A 23443-nucleotide genomic window follows, 5' to 3' on the forward strand; every position below is an offset into this window, starting at 1 on the left:
TAACGGTGGTTTTACCAAACAACCCCAACCCGGTAGCCCGCCTTCTACGAATAGATGCAGAAGACAAAGCTATCTTGTGATCTAGTATCTCTAGGGTATCGGTCTATGCCAACCTGTACTAGAATATAAAAGGTGCATTTAGCACCCTGAGATTATCTTCCATAATTTGTAGCGAAGATTCTGTGCCTGATCCCGCCTTCCCCTTTGAGGAGATTCATGTCTGAGACCCCCCAGTCTAAAAATAAGCAGGGTGCTATTGGTGCTTCCACTGCGAAAAACTCCCAGAAGAGCAACTACCACAGTAACGCTCAACATTCTGATGGGGCTGGGGCAAATCATAAGGATAGCGATGGAGGACGCCGAAACGACTTGAAAAACCCGCATAAATCGCATCGTTTCGGTTTTCGGAGTAAGTCACCTAGGCAGCACGCGTATAAGGCAGAGTCTCAGGAGAACGTGCGATCTGTTGACGGTCGGGCGGGTTATCGTCCTGCCAAGCCAAAGGCGCCTGAGATTGACAGTGATGTAACAGGTCGTGAATTAGACAGTGCTACAAGCCGTCAGCTTCGCGCGCTTGAGTCTAGGAATGCCGCTACCGTTGCAAAACATCTTGTTATGACTGGACGATATCTGGAGCTTGATCCCCAGTTCGCGCTTGAGCATGCTGTTGCTGCGTCTCGAAGCGCAGGACGTATTTCTGCGGTACGTGAAGCTGTAGGTGTCGCCGCATATGTCGCTGAAGATTACGAACTAGCATTACGCGAATTACGTACGCATCGTCGCATAAGCGGCTCTCTGGATCATCTTGCGCTCCTCGTAGACTGTGAGCGCGCTCTTAACCGTATTTCTAAAGCTCTTGACATGATAGAGGAAGCTAAACGCGAAGAGCTTCCTGCCCAGGTTCGCGTTGAACTCGCCATTGTTGAATCTGGGATATATGCAGATCAGGGCAAAAAATCGCAAGCGATATCGGCCCTTCAAATTCCGCAGCTAAACCCAAAACGTGCTTTCGAATACAGCCCTCGACTCTTCACAGCATATTCCGAGGCTCTAGATAATGCAGGACGAAGTCAGGAAGCAGAGCAGTGGGCACGCCTCGCGTTCAGGGCCGAAGCCGCTTTGGGACAGGGTGAGTTCGCTGAGCCTGAGATTTTCGATATTTATGGTGAATCCGAGCTCTTTGAACCTGAGGAACCTGTGCTAGAAGACCTCGAACAACAAAGCAATACTGACGAGGGAACACAGCTAGAGAAGGAAGAGGCATATAGTTCTGACAAGTCAAAGAACTTGGCGGTTGCATCTTCTGAATATGAAACGAAGCCTTCCCAAAATGAAACAGAGCAGTAGAAACTATCTGTTCCTCGCCTGAGGCTACTTGCTTTGTCTATAACCAGAAAGAATTGAACATTATGACGAGCGAACCCCTACTAGCTCAGTACGATGCCTTACTTTCAGATCTCGACGGGGTAGTATACGCTGGACCCTACGCTATTGAGGGAGCGCCAGAAGCCTTAAACCGCGCTGAAAGCAGTGGGGTTCCCGTCGTCTTTGTGACTAATAATGCCTCGCGCTCCGTAGAATCTGTAGCGACTCACCTGCAAGATTTAGGCGTGCGCACGCAGGCGGAACGTGTTGTCAGTTCTGCCCAGGCTGGCGCGGCTTTATTGGCTCAACATGTGCCCGCCGGGTCTAAAATTCTGGTTACCGGTACTGAAGCTTTAGCAGATTGTCTGCGGGCTGTCGGGTTGGAGCCTGTATCATCACAGTCCGACAACCCTGTTGCCGTGGTTCAGGGTTTTAACCCGCAACTCAGCTGGGAAGATTTGGCAGAGGCAGCGTACACTCTCGCTGATCAGAACATCTTATGGGTTGCCACGAACACAGACCAAACTATTCCTAAGGAACGAGGGCAAGCACCCGGTAACGGTTCTTTAGTAGCGGCGGTGGGTATTGCGGCACGTCGTACTCCGATGGTAGCCGGAAAACCTGAAGCCGCTATTTTTGAGACTGCGGCTCAATCAGTAAAAGCCTCAAAGCCCGTTATTGTAGGGGACCGCCTTGACACCGATATTCTGGGAGCCAACAAAGCTCATATGGCGGGTGCACTTGTGCTGACCGGCGTGCAGACATATCAGGATGTTATATCGGTGGTCCCTGAACAACGTCCCACATATATTTTGCGCACTCTTGATGATTTCTTCGAACCATATCCGCAGATCGAAATTCTCCATGAGGACCACGCGATTACAGCGCATGGACCATCATGGACTGCCAAGGTACAGGGAAATAATATCTATTTAACCGTCCAAGGCTCTTTCGCGCCAGAGGGCTTTTCCGGCAGCGATGCGGAAGCAGAAGCCTGGCGCGTAGCCTGCGCTGCCTGGTGGGCGGCGCATCCGGAGCAGGCTGTGACCCCGAATATTCAAGGCCTTCCCGAGGTTTAACTTATGGGTAAGAAACAACAAAACTCTACAGAAAATGCTGATAGCCATGAGTCCCTTGAAGAAGCTGATTACCAGGAGTTTGAAACACAGCTGCAGGCTGTTTTAGCGATGGATCCTGTAGAGCGTATTCGGGCCTATGGAACCTTAGTTGATAACCTCGAAGATAATGTACGTTTCTCCCGAGAACCCGGGGAGAACTCCTAGGTGCGGCTCGATAAATTTCTTGCCGAGCATGGGCTTGCTGCATCTCGTACTTTAGCGGCAAAACTTATTGATGCCGGGTGCGTGAGTGTTAATGGGAAAATTGTGTATAAGGCATCGCAGCCTGTACATCGTGACGATGATGTACTGGTACAAGAAAGCCCTCTTACAGAATATGTGAGTCGTGCCGGGCATAAACTTGCTGGTGCCTTAGATATTTTTACGCACATAACTGTAGCCGGTCGTCGTTGTCTGGACGCAGGTGCCTCTACCGGAGGATTTACCGACGTACTCTTGCGCCGTGGGGCTTCACATATTGCAGCAGTTGACGTGGGTCACGGTCAACTTGTTGAGTCTTTGCGCATGGATCCTCGAGTTGATGCTTATGAAGGTCTTAACGTGCGTTATCTAACTCCAGAGGATATTGGGGGCTTAGTTTCCCTAGTTGTCTCTGACCTATCATTTATCTCGTTGACGTTAGTCATAGATGCTCTTGCGCAGGTGACCGAGGAAGATGGGGACTTAGTGCTCATGGTGAAACCACAATTTGAAGTAGGAAAACATCAAATTGGGCGTGCAGGAGTGGTTACAGATCCTCAAGCACATGCTTTCGCCGTGCGTAAGGTGCAAGACTCGGCTCAATCATGTGGTCTTCGCGTGATAGATACTGTGCAAAGCCCCTTACCCGGGCAAGATGGTAACGTCGAATTTTTCTTATGGTGCAAGAAGCAGAAATAGCAAACAAATCTTTTTATCGAAATAATATTCTAGAAAATATGTTCCAGTATAATGGGAAATTCGGCTATACTAAAGAAGTAGTCGTGGGATAATTCGCAAATAATGCCTGCTGTGAGGAGGGTAGAACGTGTCAATAACAGAAAATCGTAAAATTCTAGTCTTTGCGCATACTGGCCGCAAAGAAGCACGGGATGCAACCCGCCAGGCGTGTAAACAGCTGCATCGTGCAGGTCTAGTGCCCGTGATGAACCGTTCTGATCTGGAAGCCTTGACGGAAAATTGGGACGATCCGGTGCCTGTGCAGGTGGTGCATGAGAGTGTTGCGCTTATTGATATTGAGCTTGGTATGGTCCTCGGCGGTGACGGTTCTATCCTGCGTGCTGCAGAAATGGTGCGACATACAAGCATTCCGCTGATCGGCGTGAATCTGGGACACGTAGGATTCTTAGCGGAATCGGAAGAAAGTGATCTGCAAGAAACTGTAAACCGCATCGTCAAGAGCGAGTATGCGGTCGAAGAGCGTATGGCAATCGACATTGAAGTATGGCACGAGGAGAAACGTGTTCATACGGATTGGGCGCTTAATGAAGTAAGCGTTGAAAAAGGCAACCGCGAGAAGATGATTGAGGTCATCATTGAGGTAGATCGTAAGCCAATAAGCACATTTGGCTGTGATGGTGTGGTGATAGGTACGCCCACGGGATCCACCGCATACGCATTTTCAGGTGGGGGACCGGTAGTCTGGCCTGAGGTAGAAGCTATATTATTGGTGCCGCTTTCAGCACATGCCCTTTTTGCACGACCGCTAGTAGCATCTCCGTCTTCTATGGTAGCTGTTGAAATGATGGCTCATGGTGCATCCGGTGTGTTGTGGTGCGATGGACGACGTATGAATGATCTGCTGCCCGGTTCCCGCATTGAGGTGCGTAAATCTGAAAAACCAGTGCTTTTGGCACGTATCCACCCCGCCCCGTTCTCTGAACGGCTGGTTCGTAAGTTTGCTCTGCCTATTCGAGGATGGCGAGGCCCAACCTCTGAGAAGGAGCGTGAGGTGTGCGATGCCACTATCGGTGAAAAAAACAGCTCGCAAGATCCTCATTGATTTATATCTGGTACTCACACGGAAACCGAATGTTTGGGGTGCTCCAACAGGAAGTCGGTCAGTGCAATAGAGCCGCACATAGCTCGCGTATGTGGCACGACTCCAGCCCCTATGCGGTAAGGACTTTAAGGTAGACGCATCGTGATTGAAGAAATCCATATTCGGGACTTGGGCATTATTACTGATGCTCGATTACCCTTGCAGCCCGGGCTGTCGGTTCTAACAGGTGAAACTGGTGCCGGTAAAACTATGGTCGTTACGGCACTTGGTATGCTTCTCGGGGCGCGTAGTGATGCTGCAAGTGTGCGTCAAGGGGCAAAGAGCGCCTTAGCGGAAGCCATCGTGCGCCTACCTCAAGAACATAAGGCTTTGACCCTTGCGGAAGAAGTGGGCGGAACAGCTGACCCGGTAGATGAAAAAACAAGCGAACTTCTCTTAGCTCGCACCGTTAATGCTTCTGGGCGTTCTCGGGCACACGTAGGAGGATGCACCGCGCCTGTCGGTAAGCTTTCAGATATTGGGCAAACTCTTGTAGCTGTGCACGGTCAGTCAGATCAATTGCGTCTCAAGTCTGCCAGCGAGCAACGTCGTGCACTAGACCTTTATGCCGGCGAAAAGCTTTTTGACCTGTTGGAGAAGTACCAGCATACCTATGAGCGGTACCGAGTCGCAGCCGCTGAATATAAAGAGGTTCGTGAGAATTCTCGTGCACGAGCATTAGAGGCGCAAAGCTTGCAGGGGGCGCTTGAAGAAATAGACTCTGTAAACCCGCAAATAGGCGAGGATGAAGCACTCAAGAACGAAAGCATCAAACTGATGAATGTTGAGGCGCTTCGTACCGCAACCGACGTTGCAGCGGCGGCGCTGTCTGGCAGCGAATATACGGAAGACACAGAGGCAAATGTACTGAGTCTTCTGGACACGGCGCATACATCTCTTTTGGGGCAAGCCGATGCCGATAGCGATATAGAGAATTTAGCTCAACGGGTTAACGAACTTTTAGTTCTGGCGACTGATGTTGCCACCGATATTTCTACCTATTCGACCTCGTTAGATTCTGAAGGGCCTGAACGCCTAGCGCAGGTACAGGAGCGTCGTGCGCAGCTGAAAAATTTGACGCGAAAATATGGTGCAGATATTGCGGAAGTCCTTGAGTGGGCTGAAGAATCTCGTGAACGCCTGACTCGCCTTGTTGATGATCCAGCGCGACAGGAATCTCTGGAACAAGAGCTCACCGACCTGCGTCAGGCTTTAGGAGAGCAGGCAGCTCAGCTTATGAAAGCGCGTCAAGAAGCCGCTTCGCGTTTGGCGGATTCTGTTAGTGAAGAACTAACCGCGCTTGCCATGCCGAATGCTTCTCTTGTTGTTGAAGTTGCCGAGGCAGATAAATTTTCAATTCATGGTCGTGACACAGTGACCTTTATGCTTGCTCCGCATCGTGAGGCAACCCCTCGTCCACTTGGGAAAGGCGCCTCTGGAGGTGAGCTTTCACGCGTAATGCTTGCGTTGGAGGTTGTGCTGGCGGAAGTGGATCCGGTACCCACCTTTATCTTTGACGAAGTAGATTCGGGCGTTGGCGGTAAGGCTGCTATTGAGATTGGTCGCAGGCTTGCAATGCTTGCCCAGCATGTACAAGTTTTGGTGGTAACTCACCTACCACAGGTCGCGGCTTTCGCGGATCAGCATATTTTGGTCCTTAAAAATGATGACGCATCGTTATCGAAAGTACAGGTACTTTCTGACCAAGAGCGTGTTGTAGAACTCGCTCGTATGCTCGCCGGACACGATCAGTCGGAAGCAGCCCAAGAACACGCGCGGGAGCTTTTACGCGCAGGGGGTCAGCTTGAGTAAACAGGTGCTGAAAAGATAATGGTCATAGCTGATATATCTGGAGGAGTATTCCAAGGATATTCGGTAGTGTTGGGGCGCAGATATTTCTAGAGGCCGTTGTGGTGCAACACGGTATTCAGCGGTAGGTGAAGCGTTTATTATGGCGTAAAAACTGCGCGAAATACGGGAAAAAGCTCATTAAATCTAGGGAAGAGAAACGCTCTCGTTCGCTAGTGTTCTATTGGATAGGGGAAAAGAAAATGGTAAGCTTGAATTCCGTGGTGAATGAAAATAATAACGCTCTTAACGCGTCCGCTAACGGTAAGGTAACCCGCCAAATCTTTGTTACGGGTGGTGTTGCTTCTTCTCTCGGTAAAGGTCTTTCAGCTTCTTCTCTCGGTCAGATTCTACGTTCTCGTGGCCTATCGGTCACGATGCAGAAATTTGACCCGTACCTTAACGTAGACCCCGGTACCATGAACCCTTTCCAGCACGGCGAAGTCTTTGTAACTGACGATGGTGCTGAAACAGACCTTGATATTGGGCATTACGAACGCTTTCTTGATGAGAACCTTGACCAATCCGCTAACGTTACAACCGGTCAGGTGTACTCGACCGTTATCGCAAAAGAACGTCGCGGAGAATATTTGGGCGATACCGTGCAGGTTATTCCTCATATCACTGATGAAATCAAAGCACGTATGCGTTACGCCGCCGAAATCGAGAACGCGCCCGATATCATCATCACCGAAATCGGCGGTACGGTAGGCGATATTGAATCGCTGCCCTTTATGGAAGCGGCACGCCAAGTACGCCGTGACGTTGGACGCCAGAACGTGTTTTTCCTCCATGTATCTTTGGTACCCTTTATCGGCCCTTCCGGCGAACTCAAAACGAAGCCTACTCAGCATTCCGTTGCAGCATTACGTGGTTTGGGTATCCTGCCCGATGGCTTGATTCTGCGTTGTGAGCGTGATGTTCCGGAATCGCATCGCGCCAAAATCGGTAACGCCTGCGATGTTGATACTGCCGCCGTTATCTCATGTCCCGATGCCCCCAGCATCTACGATATTCCCAAAACCCTTCATTCCCAGAAGCTCGACGATTATATTCTGGATTACTTTGGCATGACTGCCCCTGAGCCAGATTTCACGCAGTGGGATCGTTTGTTGGATGCGGTGCACCGCCCCTCCGCCGACGTTAACATTGCCCTCGTGGGTAAGTATATCGATCTTCCCGATGCATACCTCTCGGTTTCTGAGGCTCTGCGCGCCGGGGGCTTTGCGAATAATGCAAAGGTCAATATCAAATGGGTCGCTGCAGACCTATGCGCCACCGATGAAGACGCAGACCATCAGCTGCACGATATGGATGCCATTTTAGTACCCGGCGGTTTCGGTATTCGCGGTCTGGACGGCAAGATCGGCGCATTGAAATATGCTCGTGAACATAAGATTCCTACTCTGGGCATTTGCCTGGGGCTGCAGTCCATGGTGATTGAGTACGCTCGAAACGTTTTGAATCTTTCTGACGCATCCTCAACCGAGTTTGACCCGGAGACATCGGTTCCGGTCATTGCCACGATTGAAGAACAAAAGCAGTTTGTGGAAGGCGCAGGTGATTTGGGCGGAACCATGCGTTTGGGCCTGTACACAGCTAACCTGGTTCCCGGTTCACAGGTTGCTCAGGCCTATGACGAGACCGAAGTGGCGGAACGGCATCGTCACCGGTACGAAGTTAATAACGAGTACCGTGAACAGCTTGAGAACGCGGGCTTGGTTATCTCCGGCACTTCACCGGATTCCTCGCTCGTGGAGTATGTTGAGCTCCCCGCTGATGTGCATCCTTACTATGTGGCGACTCAGGCTCATCCGGAGTACCGTTCGCGTCCTACGCGGCCGCATCCGCTTTTTGCGGGGCTGGTGAAAGCAGCTCTCAAACGTAGCGGTAAAGAATAAGAACTTCCTTCATAAGAAGTCGCGGACTGCCGATGTAGTCCGCGACTTTGCTCTGCCAAAGGAAAATAGAAACGTCAGCGCTGTCAGCTGATAGCTCTGTCCTTAAGGTTCTGATTCTGGCGACCGCAAGTATGCAAATTAGAATAGGGATATGAACACTTCAGAGAACAAGAATCCGTATCGAATAGACCCTATGTATGCTGATGTGATCGATGCTCCCTCTACGCGAGAAATCCTAAGCCGTGAGGTGCAGTATAGCGGATATGTTCTCCAAGCAGCCGTGGAACACTATGATCTCGACGGGCACGGTACCACTTTAACGCGGGATGTTATCGACATGCCCGGTTCCGTTGCGGTCGCCGCATTGAACAACTGGAATGAGATTTTGCTTCTGCGTCAGTATCGGCATCCCGTGCGTATGAACCTCTGGGAGGTTCCCGCAGGACTTCTTGATATTACTGGTGAAGACCCTCTTTATGCAGCCCAGCGCGAACTCGCGGAAGAAACCGACCTTGGGGCTCATCGCTGGCGCAGCCTGGTCGATTATTACACGACTCCGGGAGCCGCTTCGGAAGCGGGCCGTATATACCTTGCCCAAGACCTGTACGAGATTCCTGAAGCAGACCGTATAGTACGCAGGGACGAAGAAGCGGAGATTACCTACCGGTGGGTTCCGCTTGAACAGGCCGTACGCCTTGTGCTCGCGGGCCGACTACATAACGGTTTGGCTATTCAGGCTATTCTCGCGGCATATTGCGCGGTCGAGGCTCGGCAAGAGCAATTGCCCTTGCGAGATGCCGCCGATACCTGGGATTTTCACCCTTATTTGGGAGAGCGCCGTATCCGACCCGAAACTTTTAAACACGAGGAATAATTCGCTATGGTTTCTCAGCACCTGAGCGAAGGAATACATCGTATAAGTCCGCTTGAGCGGGATATTGAACAGTATCTTATTCACCTGCGAGTTGAAAAAGGCAGCAGCGAGAATACGATAGCTTCGTATGCACGCGATTTAAGGCGGTATGTAGAATTTATGGCATCACGCGGTATCATTGATGCCCACCGAATTCGCACTGCCGATGTGCGTGCCTTTATGCGTGAACTTGCCCAACCGACACTGCCGCGTGCGGAGGAGAACAGAGATTCGGGGCATCCCAGCAAAAGCCAGGGAGAAAAACTATCTGAATCTGATACCCGAGCAGAGGAACTCGAAGACACCCTGGAATCTTTGGCGGTTTCTCTCTATGCTTCGGATCAAACAAAGGCTCCTTCAACGAGTACACGTGATGTCACACTGCCTCTGCCGCTGGGCCCTAATTCAATTGCACGTACTATGGCTGCAGTTCGTGGCGCGCATAGTTTCTGGCATGCTTCGCGCATCCTGGAGACCGATCCCGCCGCTGCCGTGAAACCGCCTAAAAATGTGAAGCGATTGCCCAAAGCCGTGTCCGTGGAGCAAATGCAAAAGCTCCTTGCCATACCCAGTCTTAAGACTCCTACCGGCCTGCGTAATCGAGCGATACTTGAGTTCTTATATGCTACCGGTGCGCGCGTGAGCGAGATGCTGGCAACAGATCTGGACGATATACACCTGGGCGAAAAACCCCGCGATGAAAACGGGGAATCTATTGCACTTCCCGGGTATGTGCGCCTTTTTGGAAAGGGAGGTAAAGAGCGTTTAGTACCTTTGGGATCCTACGCGCAGAGGGCGTTGGAAGACTATATTGTGCGCGCTCGCCCCATGTTTGCTTCACATGGTAAAGGCACCGCTGCGCTTTTTCTCAACGGGCGGGGGAGCCGGCTGGGTCGACAGGGAGCATGGCTTATCCTCAAAGAAACAGCTGAGGATGCGGGGCTGAGCTCTGATTTTTCGCCCCACTCTATTCGACACTCGTTTGCGACGCATCTTGTACAGGGCGGCGCCGATATTCGCGTGGTTCAGGAATTATTGGGACACGCCTCGATTGCGACTACGCAGGTGTATACCAAGGTTACTCCGGAAGGGATGCTGGAGGTTTACCGGATGGCGCATCCTCGTGCACATGAGCGTACTTAGTAGGTGATTAGTAGAAGTAGACTGTGGGGAATAGCTGCGCGGAAGAACGACGACACTATGTCTGTATAGCTATGCCGACAAATATGCGTTTAAAGAGAAAATACGCCAATAAGATACTATAATTTAGCTTATTTATACGATTTACACTCTAAAGATGTAATATTTATGCTGTTTGTAACAGACATGTAAATATTCTGTTGCAATGGCATATTTTAGTCAGAAAACACCCGCGTTAATGTTGCTGTAGGTGTAGCCTGTATAACATCCTGAATCCGGAACAATAAAGTTCTGGTCGGTATAGACACACAGCACCGTGCGTCCCCGGCGCGAAAGGAAAGAATTAATGAGTACGGAATCCGCAAAGAAACCGTTCTACAAAGACCCAACCCATATGCTCTACCTCTCGGTGATTGCCGCTGTGATCCTTGGGTGTATCTTGGGAATGACCGTTCCCGATTTTGCAAAAGAGCTGCAGCCCATCGGTACTGGTTTTATCGCTCTCATCAAGATGATGATCGCCCCTGTAATTTTCTGTACGATTGTGCTGGGTGTAGGGTCTATTGCTAAGGCAGCAACCGTCGGCAAGGTCGGTGGATTGGCGCTGCTGTACTTCGTACTCATGTCAACCTTTGCCTTAGGAATTGGCCTGGTTGTAGGTAATATTATCGAGCCGGGAAGCTCGCTGCACTATGACCCGGCAACAACGAAATACACGCTTCCGAATTCGTCTGAAGGACATGGCGGTGACAGCACTGTCTCGTTCCTGCTCAACATCGTGCCGACTTCTTTGCTTTCGGCATTGACAAGCGGTAATATTCTGCAAACCCTTTTCGTGGCGCTTTTGACCGGCTTTGCCCTGCAGAAGATGGGACCGGTTGGCGCTCCCATTCTCAAATTTCTGACCTACTGTCAGGCGCTCGTATTCCGTCTGCTCATGATGATTATGTGGTTAGCGCCTGCTGGTGCGCTTGGTGCGATTGCAGCTGTTGTAGGTTCTACGGGTTCCCGTGCGATCTCCTCAATGTTTATTTTGATGGTGGCATTCTATATCACTTGTATTCTCTTTGTCGTAATCGTTCTGGGCACTATTCTCAAGCTCGTAACCGGTGTGAATATCTTTACCCTGTTGAAATATCTGGCACGCGAATATCTCCTCATCTTCTCAACATCCTCGTCGGAGGCAGCGCTGCCGCGTCTTATCGCCAAAATGGAGCACTTAGGTGTTTCGAAGCCTGTTGTAGGCGTTGTGGTTCCTACGGGGTATTCCTTTAACCTGGATGGCACCGCAATTTACCTGACGATGAGCGCCCTCTTTGTCGCGGAGGCTATGGGGACTCCACTTGCGTTAGGCGAGCAGATTTCTCTGCTGGTCTTCATGATCATTGCTTCGAAAGGAGCTGCCGGTGTTTCGGGCGCAGGGTTGGCGACCCTGGCAGGCGGTTTGCAGTCACACCGCCCCGACCTTGTTAATGGTGTGGGCTTGATCGTGGGAATCGATCGCTTCATGTCTGAAGCACGTGCGGTCACTAACTTCACAGGCAACGCAGTGGCGACGTTACTCATGGGGAAGATTGTTAAAGAGGTAGATATGGATCGTGTTCATGCGGTGCTGAAAGGGGAGATCCCCTTTGACGAATCCACCATGGGCGGCGAACTACACGGTGACCAATACGTGGATAATGCGGTAAGTCAAAAATCTCCCACCAAACAGATGTCCGTTGTGGCTGAACCAAAGATTAAAAATACTGTGACGCTACCGGAAGATCAATAAGTTAAAAAGTATGCGGGGAGGTGTATCTGTTTCTAGGAGGAAAGCGCCTTCCCGCATATTGCAAGGTCTGATTTAGCATGAGAATTACATAATGCTGTGGCTTATGGTGAGCGGGGCCTCTAGAATTCCCGAATTATTTGGTTTATAGACCTGAACAGAGCGCGATGTAACATAATTCGTACGTAAAGCGAACTCACAAACCTGCTGAGCGGGCGTGTGTGGGGTAACCTTATACATGAAGAGAAAATTCGTTGACGAAGGTGAAGATAAGTTGACCGAAGCACCGGCACAAGAACTCGGACCAACCGGCCGACCCCTACGTGAATATCCCGATCCTGCGCCTATAAGCCAACATGGTCCCGCCCGCATCATCTCAATGGTGAATCAGAAGGGTGGCGTAGGAAAGACGACCTCAACCATAAACCTTGGTGCTGCACTTGCGGAGTGTGGTCGTAAAGTGCTCCTTGTAGACTTTGACCCTCAGGGTGCCCTATCCGCTGGTTTCGGTACAAATCCGCATGAGCTTGAGCTGACCGTGTACAACGTGATGATGGATCGTAAGGTCGATATTAACGACGTTATTCTACCGACCGATATCGAGAACATCGACCTTCTTCCCGCAAACATCGACCTTTCTGCGGCTGAAGTTCAGCTAGTAAATGAAGTTGCTCGCGAGCAGGTACTCGCCTCAGCCCTACGTAAGGTACAGAATGAGTACGATGTTATTCTGATTGACTGTCAGCCCTCGCTCGGCCTGCTAACCGTAAACGCATTGACAGCATCGCATGGCGTTATCATCCCGCTTATCTGCGAATTCTTTGCCCTACGAGCTGTGGCGCTTCTCGTGGACTCTATCGAGAAAGTGCAGGATCGCCTGAACCCGGATCTAGAAATTACCGGCGTTCTTGCGACCATGTTTGACGCCCGCACCATCCATTCTAAAGAAGTGCTTGCACGTATTATTGACGCTTTCGGAGATAAAGTATTTGACACCGTGATTAAGCGAACCGTTAAATTCCCGGATGCTACAGTATCGGCAGAGCCTATCCTCTCATATGCCAGCAACCACACCGGGGCTCAAGCTTACCGGCAGGTAGCCCGCGAACTTATTTACAAGGGCGGAGCCCGATAAGATCCTGGATCCCATGTGCCTTGACACCACCTATAAACCTTGAAGGTATGGTGTCAAGGCACGTATAATATGGGCGGTACATCCTGTATCTTTCATGATCTCGCAGGTTATCCTGCAACCCCCAGTAAAGGAAATCGGTCACCTATGACCAAAAATGTCGCTGCCGTGAGGGTACCGACACCGCATGAGACGCCTGATGCCTCCAATTCGGTGAACGGTGCCGGATTCACGCTTAATTTACCGAATTTTGAGGGTCCATTCGACCTTCTCCTAACACTGATCACACGTCGTAAGCTCGATATTACAGACATTGCGCTTGCTGAAGTAACCGACGAGTTCCTGGAGTATCTGCATGCCTTATATTCACAGGGCACCGAACGCGCATTAGATGAGGCAAGCGATTTTTTGGTAACGGCCGCGACTCTGCTAGAGCTTAAAGCCGCCCGGCTACTCCCGCAGAATCATGAACCGCTAGATCAGGATGTGGCTCTTCTAGAAGCGCGTGATTTGCTTTTTGCTCGGTTGCTTCAGTATCGCGCCTACCGTGAGGTAGCCGCTATTTTCGCTGATCGTTGGCGCGAAGAGACCCAGCGCTTTCCGCGGACCGTGGCGCTGGAACCTGTATTTGTGAAGGCCCTTCCAGAGCTTGTTTTCAAAGGGGGAGTGGAGGAATTTGCGCGTATTGCAGCGCAAGCATTTGCCCCAAAACCTTCGACTAATCTAGAACCGAATCCGGCTGATGTTGCTGAGGAACTGAATGAACACCTTCACGGCGCCTCAACAACGATTGCACACGAAGAACAATATATTCTGGATGCACTTCTTGCGTATAAACCGACGGTATCATCGGTAACATTTTCGGCACTGGTGCATGATGCTCAGGGACTTGACATTGCAGTTGTGCGTTTTTTGGCGCTCTTAGAACTGTATAAAGAGGGCGCGGTAGACGTACATCAGGATGCGCCGCTCGCCGATATTTCGGTACGTGCTACCGAATATGCGCGTGCTTTTGTTCCTGCTGAACCGGCAGTTTCAGCACATGATACAGGGCAGGGCTACAGCCCAGAACATCGCGATAGCCCGGATGATCTTACCTTTTCAGAGAGCGTTAAAAACGCAGGGGAGGAGACCGCATGAGCGAAGAATCCTTCAACTCTGCTGGTAAGACAGCCGCGCAGCAGCAGGGAAGCCGATTTGAGGATGAATTCACCGAGAATGATTTAGCGATGGTGAACCTAGGCTACTGGGATCCTAGTGCCGATACTGAGACAGACAGTGAATCCGGAGAAGAATCTGATCGCGAAAATGCCTCGGTACCCGAGCAGACTTCTACTGACCAGGAACACAAAGCCGAGACTGAGCGCGATTCTGATAAAAATATAACGTCTTCGGATGCTCGGCATCCCGCGAAGATAACCCGAGCGGTTGCCGCTGATGCAGAGGAATTCTCGCGCGTTGAGCTTATTCCTGGGGGCGTGAAAAGCGCTATTGAAGCTATTCTTGCTGTTGCTGATACTCCTGTAAGCGTGCGCGAACTCTCTGCCGCCCTGATTGTCAATGAACGCAGTATTGAGCGTGCTCTTGATGAGCTTTATCGTGAATATAACGGTGACGATTCGGAATATGGTGAAGACACTCCAGCCCACGAGCCGCGTGGTTTTGAGCTTCGCCAAGTTGCCGGTGGCTGGCGGTTGTATTCTCGCACCGATTTTGCTCCCTGGGTAGCGAGGTTTGTGACCCGTTCACAGAGCGCTACCCTGAGCAAAAGCGCATATGAAACCCTGGCAGTTATCGCTTACCGGCAGCCGGTTACGCGTGCCGCAATAGCCTCAGTCCGAGGAACAAACGCAGATGCATCGGTACGTCAGCTGCTACAGCGCCAGCTCGTGCGCGAGGCCGGTAAAGAGGACGGCACCGGCGCGGTTCTTTACGAAACCACGGAACTTTTCTTGACAAAATTAGGTCTCAACTCTCTGGAGGAGCTTCCTGCGCTTGCACCTCTTTTACCTGATGAAACCGAGGCAGCGGTGCTTTCCGACAGTCCCTCTGAACACGGTAATCGTAACTAGCCTATCGGCGCTCGCGGACTAAACCTAGGAAGCGGTGGGCACCAAAATCTTGTGAAAACTTCAGACGAACGACATAAGGAATAAGACTATGGCATATGGAAACTCTCGCGGTAAAAACCCCGGGTCGCGGAAACCTCGACCCGGCGCGAAACGTAATGGCGTGGGCGCTAGCTCCTCAACCCGAGGCGGTAAATTTAGCGGCAAAACTTCAGGCGGCGGAAAGCCTAAAGCCGGTACATCAGGGTCTCCACGCGCCGCGCGTAGCCACGGTGCGGGTGCTTCCAAGCGGGATAGGCGGGCGCCGCATCGCCCCTATCGTTCCGGCGAAGCTTTCCCACATGAGCGCGGCGAATACAGGGTAAATAACTACTCTGGGCCACATCGCCCACGCCGTCCCCGTAACGCGCCTGTGGATCATTTTGATTTCTATGATCACGACGGTGTACGCCTGCAAAAATTGATGGCGCAGGCAGGTGTTGCATCGCGTCGTGTATGTGAAGAGATGATCACGGAAGGACGAGTGACCGTTAACGGTGAGGTCGTGACCGAGCTGGGGGTGCGTGTTAATCCTGCCGATGTGATTGTGCAGGTTGATGGTATGACCGTGCAGACTAACGAAAAGCTCATCTACATGGCGTTCAATAAACCTGCTGGCGTCGTTTCTACGATGGAAGACCCCGATGGCCGCCCATGCATTAAAGATTTTCTACGTGACTCTATGAATGAGCGTGTTTTCCATGTGGGACGATTAGACGTGGAAACCGAGGGTCTGCTGCTTCTTACTAACGACGGCGAGCTCGCAAACCGTTTAACACATCCTTCGTATGAGGTACCCAAAACGTATCTGGTGCAGGTGCGCGGTCCAGTAGAATCAGGTATTGGCGCTGAGCTGAAGAAAGGTATTCGCCTTGAAGACGGCGTATCGAGGGTGGACTCCTTTAAACTTGTGGATTCGGCGCCCGGCCATGTGCTGATTGAAGTGACCATTCACTCGGGCAAGAACCGTATTGTGCGCCGCCTCTTTGAAGCCGTGGGGTATCCTGTGGAGAAACTTGTTCGTGTGCAGATGGGTCCCATTCGTATCGGATCGCAGAAGCAGGGGACTGTTCGTAATCTTTCTAAAGTCGAAATTGGGCATCTGCTTGCTTCGGTGGAGATGTAATGACAGAAACAACTATGACCCCCATGCTGGAAGGACCGGTCCTCGTGGTAGGGGCTGGCCTATTGGGTGCATCTATCGGGCTAGGTTTGCGTGCTGCGGGGCTTGAAGTTTATCTGCAGGATATTTCGCCCACCGTTGAAGCCGTCGCCGAAGATATTGGAGCAGGAACCCGGCTCGATACCCTTGAGCCCGATGAGCGTGAGTCTTTCACCCCGCAGCTGGTAGTTGTGGCTTCTCCGCCGGATATAGCCGGAAAACTTTGCATACAGGCATTGCGGGAGTATGCGCCTAGCCCCGGATATGCGGGCGCTACCGTGACCGACATTGCCTCCGTTAAAGTACAGCCTTTAAAACAGGTACTCGCCTCTGATGCTGATGCTTCACGATACGTTGGTTCGCACCCGATGGCTGGGCGTGAAAAGACCGGCCCGGTTGCGGCGCGTGGGGAGCTTTTTCAGGCGCGTCCCTGGATTATCTGCGAACATGACGATGCACGTATCGAGTGCGTGCGATTAGTGCGCGCCCTTGCGGTAGAGCTTGGCTCTTTCGTGACGACTCTTAGCGCTGAAGAACACGACGAAACGGTTGCGTTGATTTCCCATCTGCCGCAGGCTATGAGCTCCCTGCTAGCGACTCGGCTGCAGGAAACTCCCTTATATGCGCTTGGTTTAGCGGGGCAAGGGCTTCGCGATACGGTTCGCATTGCTGCTTCCGACCCTGCACTCTGGGTGCAGATTTTTGCGGCGAACGCAGCGCCTATCGTGAAGAGCCTCTATGGTGTGCGAGAAGATTTAAACCGTCTGATTGAAACATTGGAAGATCCTTTGGCATCGGGCGCCAAGCTTGATCTTGCGCAGCTGATGAGCGAAGGCAACGCTGGTGTGGCGCGCATCCCCGGTAAACACGGCGGAGTTCCGACGGCTTTTGCGACCCTCACCGTTTTGGTTGATGATGAGCCCGGAACTTTGGCACGGATGCTGGCAGATATTGGTGACTTGGGGATTAACCTTGAAGATTTGCGGCTGGAGCACTCCACGGGCGCGCCCGTCGGCATGGCTGAGGTATCGGTAAACCCGGCAAAACACGACTATTTGGTAGACGGGCTCACGGAACGAGGCTGGAAAGTCGTAAAATAGCTGGCGTTATTTAGCAGTTACCCCCCCCGTAAGCCTGGATATTCAAGATTATTTTGACACTCAACATGCGGGACCCCTCGCAGACAGAAAGTAATGTTATGCATGAGAACCCTAAACTTACGATCGCGATCGATGGACCGTCAGGTTCTGGAAAATCATCGGTCTCAAAAGAAGTCGCACGCCATTTCGGGTTAGCGTATCTAGACACAGGCGCTATGTATCGTGCCGCAACCTATCGTGTACTTCAACTCGATATTGATCTTGCTGACCAAGACGCTATCGGGAAAGCTGTGCGAGAGATGCCGCTCGTCTTCGGAACCAATATCAAAGAAGAAGAAATTTTGATGGGCACCACCGATATTCGCGAGGAAATCCGCACTGAACGAATTTCTGGTGCCGTCTCTGCGGTAGCCTCTGTGCCTGCCGTTCGTGAACACCTCATCGAGCTACAGCGCTGGACGATCAACCACGCAGTCAACGGTATTGTGGCAGAGGGGCGAGATATTACGACCGTGGTGGCACCGGATGCAGATGCACGCATACTGCTAACCGCATCGGAAGAGGTACGCATGGCACGCCGTGGACTAGAGAACACCGAAAAATCAGGGGAGTCCGGCGACCTTACGCAGCAGATCTCTGAACGCGATACCCAGGATTCTAAGGTAAACAATTTTATGGAAGCCGCCCCCGGTGTAGCCTTGGTAGACAGCTCGGATCTGGATTTTAACGAGACCGTATCAGCAGTTATTAATGCTGTTAATGCACAGGTGAAGGCGAAACGACAAGCATCACGGGATGCCTCTGCAGGGACCGAGACCGCATAAAATACTTGAAAAGACAGCGAACATACTAGTGAGAAATTAAAGCTGCTAGGACAAGCCTTAAGCTGGCGTTCGCGCAGAAGAAAGGACGGCGCATGGCTGAGAACGACGCTACCCGCGACGACTACGAAGACAAATACCTAGGCGGCGGAGAAGATGACCTCACCGAACGTTTAGCCGATATTGACGACGAAACCGCAGAAGCGCGTGCGCAGGCTCTTCTGGAAGGACTCGACGACTATGACCTTGATGAAGAAGACCGTGCCCTTCTTGGCGCTTGGGGCTTTGACTTTGACGAAGACAACGAACAATTCGCCGATCCTGTAGTAGCTATCGTGGGGCGCCCCAACGTGGGAAAATCCACCATTATTAACCGCATTCTGGGGCGTCGGGAAGCCGTGGTAGAAGATAAGCCGGGCGTGACTCGCGACCGCGTCTCCTATAAAGCCGAATGGGTTGGCAAACGCTTTACCCTTGTCGATACCGGCGGCTGGGAGTCCGATGCTCGTGGTATTGACGCTCAGGTAGCGGATCAGGCAGAGATTGCGGTTGAGCAGGCCGATGTTGTCATCCTCGTTGTGGACGCACGCGTGGGAATTACCGCCTCAGACGAACAGATCGTGCGTATGCTTCGCCGTGTCAAGAAGCCTATCATTCTGATGGCAAATAAGATCGATGATTCCCACCTGGAACCGGAAATCTACAGCCTGTGGTCGCTGGGCATGGGACAGCCCTTCCCTGTTTCGGGTTTGCACGGTCGTGGCCTGGCGGATGCCCTCGACGAGCTTCTAGAGGTTATGCCCGAGCACTCCCAGTACGCGCAGCCGGAGGCACCGGGCGGACCTCGCCGTGTGGCACTTATCGGCCGCCCCAACGTGGGTAAATCCTCACTGCTGAACAAACTAGCGGGTTCCGAACGCGCCGTCGTGAACGATCTCGCGGGTACTACACGCGACCCTATTGATGAGGTTATTGATCTGGGGGGTTACCCGTGGCGATTCATCGATACAGCAGGTATTCGCCGTCGTCAGCATATGGCGAAAGGCGCTGAATTTTATTCTTCACTCCGCACCCAGACAGCTCTGGAACGCTCCGAAGTCGCGGTCGTACTTCTGGATGTTTCCGAACCGCTGAGCGAGCAGGATGTGCGCATCATTCAGACCACGATCGATTCCGGTCGCGCTATGGTATTGGCCTTCAACAAATGGGATACCCTCGATGAGGAACGCCGCGACATGCTCGAACGCGAAATTGACCGCGACCTGGCACATGTGAAATGGGCTCCGCGTGTGAATATCTCGGCAAAAACCGGCTGGCATAAAGATAAGCTGGTTCCCGCCCTGGAACGCTCGCTGGAATCTTGGGATTCGCGTGTCCCAACCGGGCGACTGAACGCTTTCTTAGGTGAATTGGCGGCGGCGCATCCCCATCCGCTGCGTGGCGGTAAGCAGCCGCGCATCCTGTTCGGTACACAGGTGTCTTCACGCCCGCCGAAGTTTGTGCTCTTTACAACCGGGTTCTTAGACCCGGGGTATCGGCGTTTTATCACGCGCCGCCTGCGTGAAACCTTTGAGTTCACAGGTACGCCGATCGAAATTTCGATGCGCGTGCGCGAACGCCGCTCCCTCGGGGACCGTCAGGGGAGCAAAGCGAAAAAGAGCGGCAAGGGCTCACGCAAACGCTAACTTGCTACCCAAACGTGAACGAGCATAAGCACCCCACCCTTTATATCTTTGGTGGGGTGCTTATGCTTCCCTTGGCTAATTCGTCGCGCTCATCTAAAAAGGTACGTTTGCGAGTAACTGGGCGCGTTGCTCAGCTGTCATTTTGTCTACCCGCGCATAAGGAAGCCACCGGAAATTTTTGATCCCGGTCTTCCGGAAAATACTTTGTTTGAAAATTCTGACGGCGGGCGCTCGCATGATGTATTTGTATATGGGCAAGGGCATACCGAGCGGGGTTACAAGAACGATTTCGGTATCGTGATTCAGCGTAGTGACAAGCCGGTATTCGCTAGGCTGTGTGTACAGCAGATCTTTGGCGTAGACTTTATCGATAAAGCCCTTGGTCATGGCGGGCATAGAATCCCACCAGATAGGGAAGATAAAGATCAAGCGATCTGCGGATTTTACACGCGCCTGATAGTCCGCTATCTGGTTAGTGATGGGATTACCACGACGCCAGTTAGCAAGATCTTCTGCTCGCATGACCGGGTCGAAACCATCGGCATGTAGATCAAGAAGATCGACCTCGTCGCCGCGTGCCTCAAGTTTATCGGTTATATTCTTGCATAGGGCAGCGCAAAAAGACCGCTGATGGGGGATATTACGCCAAGCCTCGGCAGTGTAGGGATGATCGAAAATAATGAGGTTTTTCATGATGCCCTCTCTAAAAATCTGTAGCGTCTGTGAAGAGTCAGTGTGTTTTAACACTGTCATCGCAGTAGCCCATATGCAAGCAGGGCTTTGGCAGGAATCCAAGCATTCTGAAGAGACGCTATGTTCTCAAAGTTCCCTTAGTCGTCTGTGTGGAATATATATTGAGCGGCAGCGAAAAATCCAGTATTTTCGCGTTTTCTAAGTTGCACGGGGTGAGAACCTGGGGTATAGTTATTCGAGTGTTCGCAGGGATTTCCTGGAAACACGGTACATAATAGTGTGATGTACATCGGGTTGTGGCGCAGCTTGGTAGCGCACTTGACTGGGGGTCAAGGGGTCGCAGGTTCAAATCCTGTCAACCCGACGCAGAAGACGCTCTAATCGGTAAAACTATCGATTGGAGCGTTTTTATATTGGGTTTATCGTATATCGCTGTTTTCTGTCTACAACGCCGTTTTTTGTTAAGCTCTGCCGTGGTACGGGTAATCCCCGTCTTGGTTATTGGGCTGCTACTCTCGTATTTTTTACCGCATCTGAACATTCTTTAGATCTGTGAGGGCGATGTCACTGCAAGCTCTTTCTTGGATAGATTATTTCGCGAATCAATATCGTTTTTTGTCTCGATTCGTATACTTTGCGTATTATGGCTTTCACTAGGCAAGAATACGCTTTAGGTGAAAGTACAACTATGATGTTCCTGTCTTTGAGTGGGAATACTTGCGAATTATTCTGTCGATAGTGGTATATTTTGGAGTGGATGAGGTGTCTACAGCTGGTCTGCCAAGGTAAATTCCTTGACACTACAAAGAGGTACTGGTAGCGCAGTGTGGAAGCAACATCCGCACACACTGGCTTTCATAGCCAAAAACCACAGAATCGCAACCGTGGATCTTGGGTAAAAGTTCATGAACCCACGTTAATCCACATTAGCGGTACGCAGTGACCACTAAGAACCGCGTATGTCGCGGAAAGGAAAAACCATGTGGCAGCAGGTATATGACCCGCTCAATTCCACTATGCTCTCAGCACTAGTAGCGGTAATCCCCATTGTCTTCTTCCTCCTTGGACTAACCATTCTCAAACTCAGCGGTATCAAAGCGGCGATTATTTCTCTCGCACTCGCACTCGGTATCGGAATCTTCGTATTTGGGCTGCCAGTAGGCGCTGGAGCGGGCTCAATCCTTTATGGTTTCTTGGCTGGCCTATGGCCTATCGGCTGGATCGTGCTCATGGCGGTGTGGCTATACCGCATTACAGTGCGTTCCGGTCACTTCGACATTGTTCGTTCCTCTATCTCGGCCATCTCCACTGACCAGCGTATCCAGATGCTGCTGATCGCATTCTGCTTCGGTGGATTTCTCGAAGGCGCGGCAGGGTTCGGTATTCCGATCGCAATTTGTGCGGCTTTGCTGGTCAGCCTCGGGTTTAACCCGCTCAAGGCCGCAATGTTCGCGCTGGTTGCTAACGTTTCATCCGGTGCATACGGTGCTATCGGTATTCCGGTCAGCACCGGCGCCGAAAAAGGCAGTATTCCTCTGGCCGAATTATCGGCAAATATGGTTCCTGTGCTGCAGATTTTTGCGATGCTTATCCCAGTGCTCATGGTCGTTATCCAAGACGGGATACGCGGGTTACGCGAAACCGGCTTGGTGGCTCTGATTGTTGGTGCCGTTTACTCTGGCGGACAATCCCTTCTGCTACTGACCTTGGGAAACCCTGAGCTGGTTGATATTATTCCGCCGCTTCTATCATTGATCGTTTTGGCTCTCATCATGCGCGCATGGCAACCCAAGCATATTTTCCGTGAGCCTACCGCTCCCTCCCTGGAGGAAGTGCAAGCACAAGGCGAGACCAAGCATACCTCCGGTGAAATATTCAAGGCTTGGAGCCCATTCATCTACCTGTCCGTCGCAATTCTGCTCTGGTCTACGGTTCTAAAACCGGTATTCGCTAAAGCAGCTAAAGCAGGGGAGAGCGATGGCCCCCTAGGTTTCACTAATATCCTTGTCAATGTTCCTGGTATTCATGGGGCGATCGAGCAGGTGGCTCCTATCGCTAAAAACCCGACCCCTGTGAAAGCCGTCTTCACCTGGAATATTCTGGGAGCCTCGGGTACCGCGATCCTTGTGGCTGTTATTATTACCGTGCTGTTCTCCTCCATCAGCTGGAAGGCCGCTTTCGAAGAGCTGGGCGGTGCTTGGAAACAGCTGCAGACGCCCATCATTATGATCTGTCTTGTGATGTCAGTTGCTAACGTGATGAACTATGCGGGTATGATCTCTTCCATCGCACTGGCCGTTGCGACGGTGGGTACATTCTTCCCATTCTTCTCACCGATTATTGGTTGGATTGGCGTTTTTGTGACCGGTTCGGTGGTTAACAACAATATTCTCTTCGCGGGTCTGCAATCGACTACCGCTCACCAGATCGGCGTGAACCCCACCCTGCTGGTGGCATCAAATACCGCCGGCGGTGTGATGGCGAAGATTGTCTCGCCGCAGTCTATCGCTATTGCGGCTGCATCTGTGGAAAGCTCTGGGCAGGAGTCGAAGATCACCTCAATGGCGATCAAGTACAGCGCCATTTTGCTGGTGCTGACCTGCGTGTGGGTATACCTGCTGTCGCTCGTCGTCCACTAGCACATA

19 protein-coding genes and 1 tRNA gene are annotated in these 23443 nt (G+C 51.7%); 19 read left to right on the forward strand and 1 reads right to left on the reverse strand.

Annotated elements, in window-relative coordinates; genetic code table 11:
- Positions 1-216: 216 nt before the first annotated feature.
- The 17 genes from HMPREF2554_RS00090 to der all read left to right on the forward strand — a co-directional run bounded on the left by HMPREF2554_RS00090 (position 217) and on the right by der (position 20105).
- Positions 217-1347, forward strand: coding sequence for a tetratricopeptide repeat protein (locus HMPREF2554_RS00090; protein WP_004004336.1), 1131 nt, complete (start codon positions 217-219; stop codon positions 1345-1347).
- Between the two features lie 62 nt (positions 1348-1409).
- On the forward strand, positions 1410-2444 hold the full coding sequence (locus HMPREF2554_RS00095) for an HAD-IIA family hydrolase (protein ID WP_070553523.1): 1035 nt from the start codon (positions 1410-1412) through the stop codon (positions 2442-2444).
- A gap of 3 nt (positions 2445-2447) precedes the next feature.
- Positions 2448-2648: a hypothetical protein gene (locus HMPREF2554_RS00100; protein ID WP_004004338.1), complete on the forward strand. Its 201-nt coding sequence runs from the start codon at positions 2448-2450 to the stop codon at positions 2646-2648.
- Entirely contained in the window at positions 2649-3383 is a 735-nt protein-coding gene (locus HMPREF2554_RS00105) for a TlyA family RNA methyltransferase (RefSeq protein WP_004004339.1), read from the forward strand.
- Positions 3384-3510: 127 nt separating this feature from the next.
- On the forward strand, positions 3511-4485 hold the full coding sequence (locus tag HMPREF2554_RS00110; RefSeq protein WP_048752019.1) for an NAD kinase: 975 nt from the start codon (positions 3511-3513) through the stop codon (positions 4483-4485).
- A gap of 141 nt (positions 4486-4626) precedes the next feature.
- A complete protein-coding gene (gene recN, locus HMPREF2554_RS00115; RefSeq protein WP_048752017.1) occupies positions 4627-6336 on the forward strand; it encodes a DNA repair protein RecN in 1710 nt (569 codons plus the stop codon).
- Positions 6337-6575: 239 nt separating this feature from the next.
- Positions 6576-8273 carry a CTP synthase gene (locus tag HMPREF2554_RS00120; protein WP_041321725.1) on the forward strand — a complete coding sequence of 566 codons (1698 nt, stop codon included), beginning with the start codon at positions 6576-6578 and terminating at the stop codon, positions 8271-8273.
- A 151-nt stretch (positions 8274-8424) separates the two neighbouring features.
- Positions 8425-9147: an NUDIX domain-containing protein gene (locus HMPREF2554_RS00125; RefSeq protein WP_013398800.1), complete on the forward strand. Its 723-nt coding sequence runs from the start codon at positions 8425-8427 to the stop codon at positions 9145-9147.
- 6 nt (positions 9148-9153) lie between these two features.
- Entirely contained in the window at positions 9154-10329 is a 1176-nt protein-coding gene (locus tag HMPREF2554_RS00130; protein ID WP_070553526.1) for a site-specific tyrosine recombinase XerD, read from the forward strand.
- Positions 10330-10672: 343 nt separating this feature from the next.
- Positions 10673-12100, forward strand: coding sequence for a C4-dicarboxylate transporter DctA (locus HMPREF2554_RS00135; protein ID WP_004004345.1), 1428 nt, complete (start codon positions 10673-10675; stop codon positions 12098-12100).
- 235 nt (positions 12101-12335) lie between these two features.
- Positions 12336-13232, forward strand: coding sequence for a ParA family protein (locus HMPREF2554_RS00140; RefSeq protein ID WP_013398802.1), 897 nt, complete (start codon positions 12336-12338; stop codon positions 13230-13232).
- A gap of 144 nt (positions 13233-13376) precedes the next feature.
- A complete protein-coding gene (locus tag HMPREF2554_RS00145; RefSeq protein ID WP_070553528.1) occupies positions 13377-14369 on the forward strand; it encodes a segregation and condensation protein A in 993 nt (330 codons plus the stop codon).
- The gene (gene scpB, locus HMPREF2554_RS00150; protein WP_070553530.1) at positions 14366-15301 is read left to right on the forward strand and encodes an SMC-Scp complex subunit ScpB; all 936 of its coding nucleotides are present in this window, start codon (positions 14366-14368) and stop codon (positions 15299-15301) included. Before HMPREF2554_RS00145 ends, scpB begins: the two co-directional genes overlap by 4 nt.
- 88 nt (positions 15302-15389) lie before the next feature.
- The gene (locus tag HMPREF2554_RS00155; protein ID WP_070553533.1) at positions 15390-16463 is read left to right on the forward strand and encodes a pseudouridine synthase; all 1074 of its coding nucleotides are present in this window, start codon (positions 15390-15392) and stop codon (positions 16461-16463) included.
- Entirely contained in the window at positions 16463-17599 is a 1137-nt protein-coding gene (locus tag HMPREF2554_RS00160) for a prephenate dehydrogenase (protein ID WP_070553535.1), read from the forward strand. Before HMPREF2554_RS00155 ends, HMPREF2554_RS00160 begins: the two co-directional genes overlap by 1 nt.
- A gap of 98 nt (positions 17600-17697) precedes the next feature.
- Positions 17698-18423, forward strand: coding sequence for a (d)CMP kinase (gene cmk, locus HMPREF2554_RS00165; protein WP_013398807.1), 726 nt, complete (start codon positions 17698-17700; stop codon positions 18421-18423).
- Positions 18424-18515: 92 nt separating this feature from the next.
- Positions 18516-20105, forward strand: a complete 1590-nt coding sequence (gene der, locus HMPREF2554_RS00170) for a ribosome biogenesis GTPase Der (RefSeq protein ID WP_070553538.1) — start codon at positions 18516-18518, stop codon at positions 20103-20105.
- A gap of 93 nt (positions 20106-20198) precedes the next feature.
- On the opposite strand, the gene HMPREF2554_RS00175 is transcribed toward der, so the two are convergent.
- Positions 20199-20798, reverse strand: coding sequence for an NAD(P)H-dependent oxidoreductase (locus HMPREF2554_RS00175; protein ID WP_041321726.1), 600 nt, complete (start codon positions 20796-20798; stop codon positions 20199-20201).
- A gap of 290 nt (positions 20799-21088) precedes the next feature.
- Between HMPREF2554_RS00175 and HMPREF2554_RS00180 the strand changes: the two genes are divergently transcribed.
- Together HMPREF2554_RS00180 and HMPREF2554_RS00185 are read left to right on the forward strand one after the other, a co-directional pair.
- A tRNA-Pro gene (locus HMPREF2554_RS00180) sits at positions 21089-21162 on the forward strand.
- Positions 21163-21778: 616 nt separating this feature from the next.
- Positions 21779-23437, forward strand: coding sequence for an L-lactate permease (locus HMPREF2554_RS00185; RefSeq protein WP_041321727.1), 1659 nt, complete (start codon positions 21779-21781; stop codon positions 23435-23437).
- Positions 23438-23443: the final 6 nt, after the last annotated feature.

This window comes from Rothia sp. HMSC071F11 (assembly GCF_001809115.1).
GTDB classification, from domain to species: Bacteria; Actinomycetota; Actinomycetes; order Actinomycetales; family Micrococcaceae; genus Rothia; species Rothia dentocariosa.

Bases quoted from the DNA above. Each gene is read 5' to 3' on its own strand.
- HMPREF2554_RS00090 (WP_004004336.1), top strand. From the start codon at position 217: ATGTCTGAGACCCCCCAGTCTAAAAATAAGCAGGGTGCTATTGGTGCT.
- HMPREF2554_RS00095 (WP_070553523.1), top strand. From the start codon at position 1,410: ATGACGAGCGAACCCCTACTAGCTCAGTACGATGCCTTACTTTCAGAT.
- HMPREF2554_RS00100 (WP_004004338.1), top strand. From the start codon at position 2,448: ATGGGTAAGAAACAACAAAACTCTACAGAAAATGCTGATAGCCATGAG.
- HMPREF2554_RS00120 (WP_041321725.1), top strand. From the start codon at position 6,576: ATGGTAAGCTTGAATTCCGTGGTGAATGAAAATAATAACGCTCTTAAC.
- HMPREF2554_RS00125 (WP_013398800.1), top strand. From the start codon at position 8,425: ATGAACACTTCAGAGAACAAGAATCCGTATCGAATAGACCCTATGTAT.
- HMPREF2554_RS00130 (WP_070553526.1), top strand. From the start codon at position 9,154: ATGGTTTCTCAGCACCTGAGCGAAGGAATACATCGTATAAGTCCGCTT.
- HMPREF2554_RS00135 (WP_004004345.1), top strand. From the start codon at position 10,673: ATGAGTACGGAATCCGCAAAGAAACCGTTCTACAAAGACCCAACCCAT.
- HMPREF2554_RS00140 (WP_013398802.1), top strand. From the start codon at position 12,336: ATGAAGAGAAAATTCGTTGACGAAGGTGAAGATAAGTTGACCGAAGCA.
- HMPREF2554_RS00145 (WP_070553528.1), top strand. From the start codon at position 13,377: ATGACCAAAAATGTCGCTGCCGTGAGGGTACCGACACCGCATGAGACG.
- scpB (WP_070553530.1), top strand. From the start codon at position 14,366: ATGAGCGAAGAATCCTTCAACTCTGCTGGTAAGACAGCCGCGCAGCAG.
- HMPREF2554_RS00155 (WP_070553533.1), top strand. From the start codon at position 15,390: ATGGCATATGGAAACTCTCGCGGTAAAAACCCCGGGTCGCGGAAACCT.
- HMPREF2554_RS00160 (WP_070553535.1), top strand. From the start codon at position 16,463: ATGACAGAAACAACTATGACCCCCATGCTGGAAGGACCGGTCCTCGTG.
- cmk (WP_013398807.1), top strand. From the start codon at position 17,698: ATGCATGAGAACCCTAAACTTACGATCGCGATCGATGGACCGTCAGGT.
- der (WP_070553538.1), top strand. From the start codon at position 18,516: ATGGCTGAGAACGACGCTACCCGCGACGACTACGAAGACAAATACCTA.
- HMPREF2554_RS00175 (WP_041321726.1), bottom strand. From the start codon at position 20,798: ATGAAAAACCTCATTATTTTCGATCATCCCTACACTGCCGAGGCTTGG.
- HMPREF2554_RS00185 (WP_041321727.1), top strand. From the start codon at position 21,779: ATGTGGCAGCAGGTATATGACCCGCTCAATTCCACTATGCTCTCAGCA.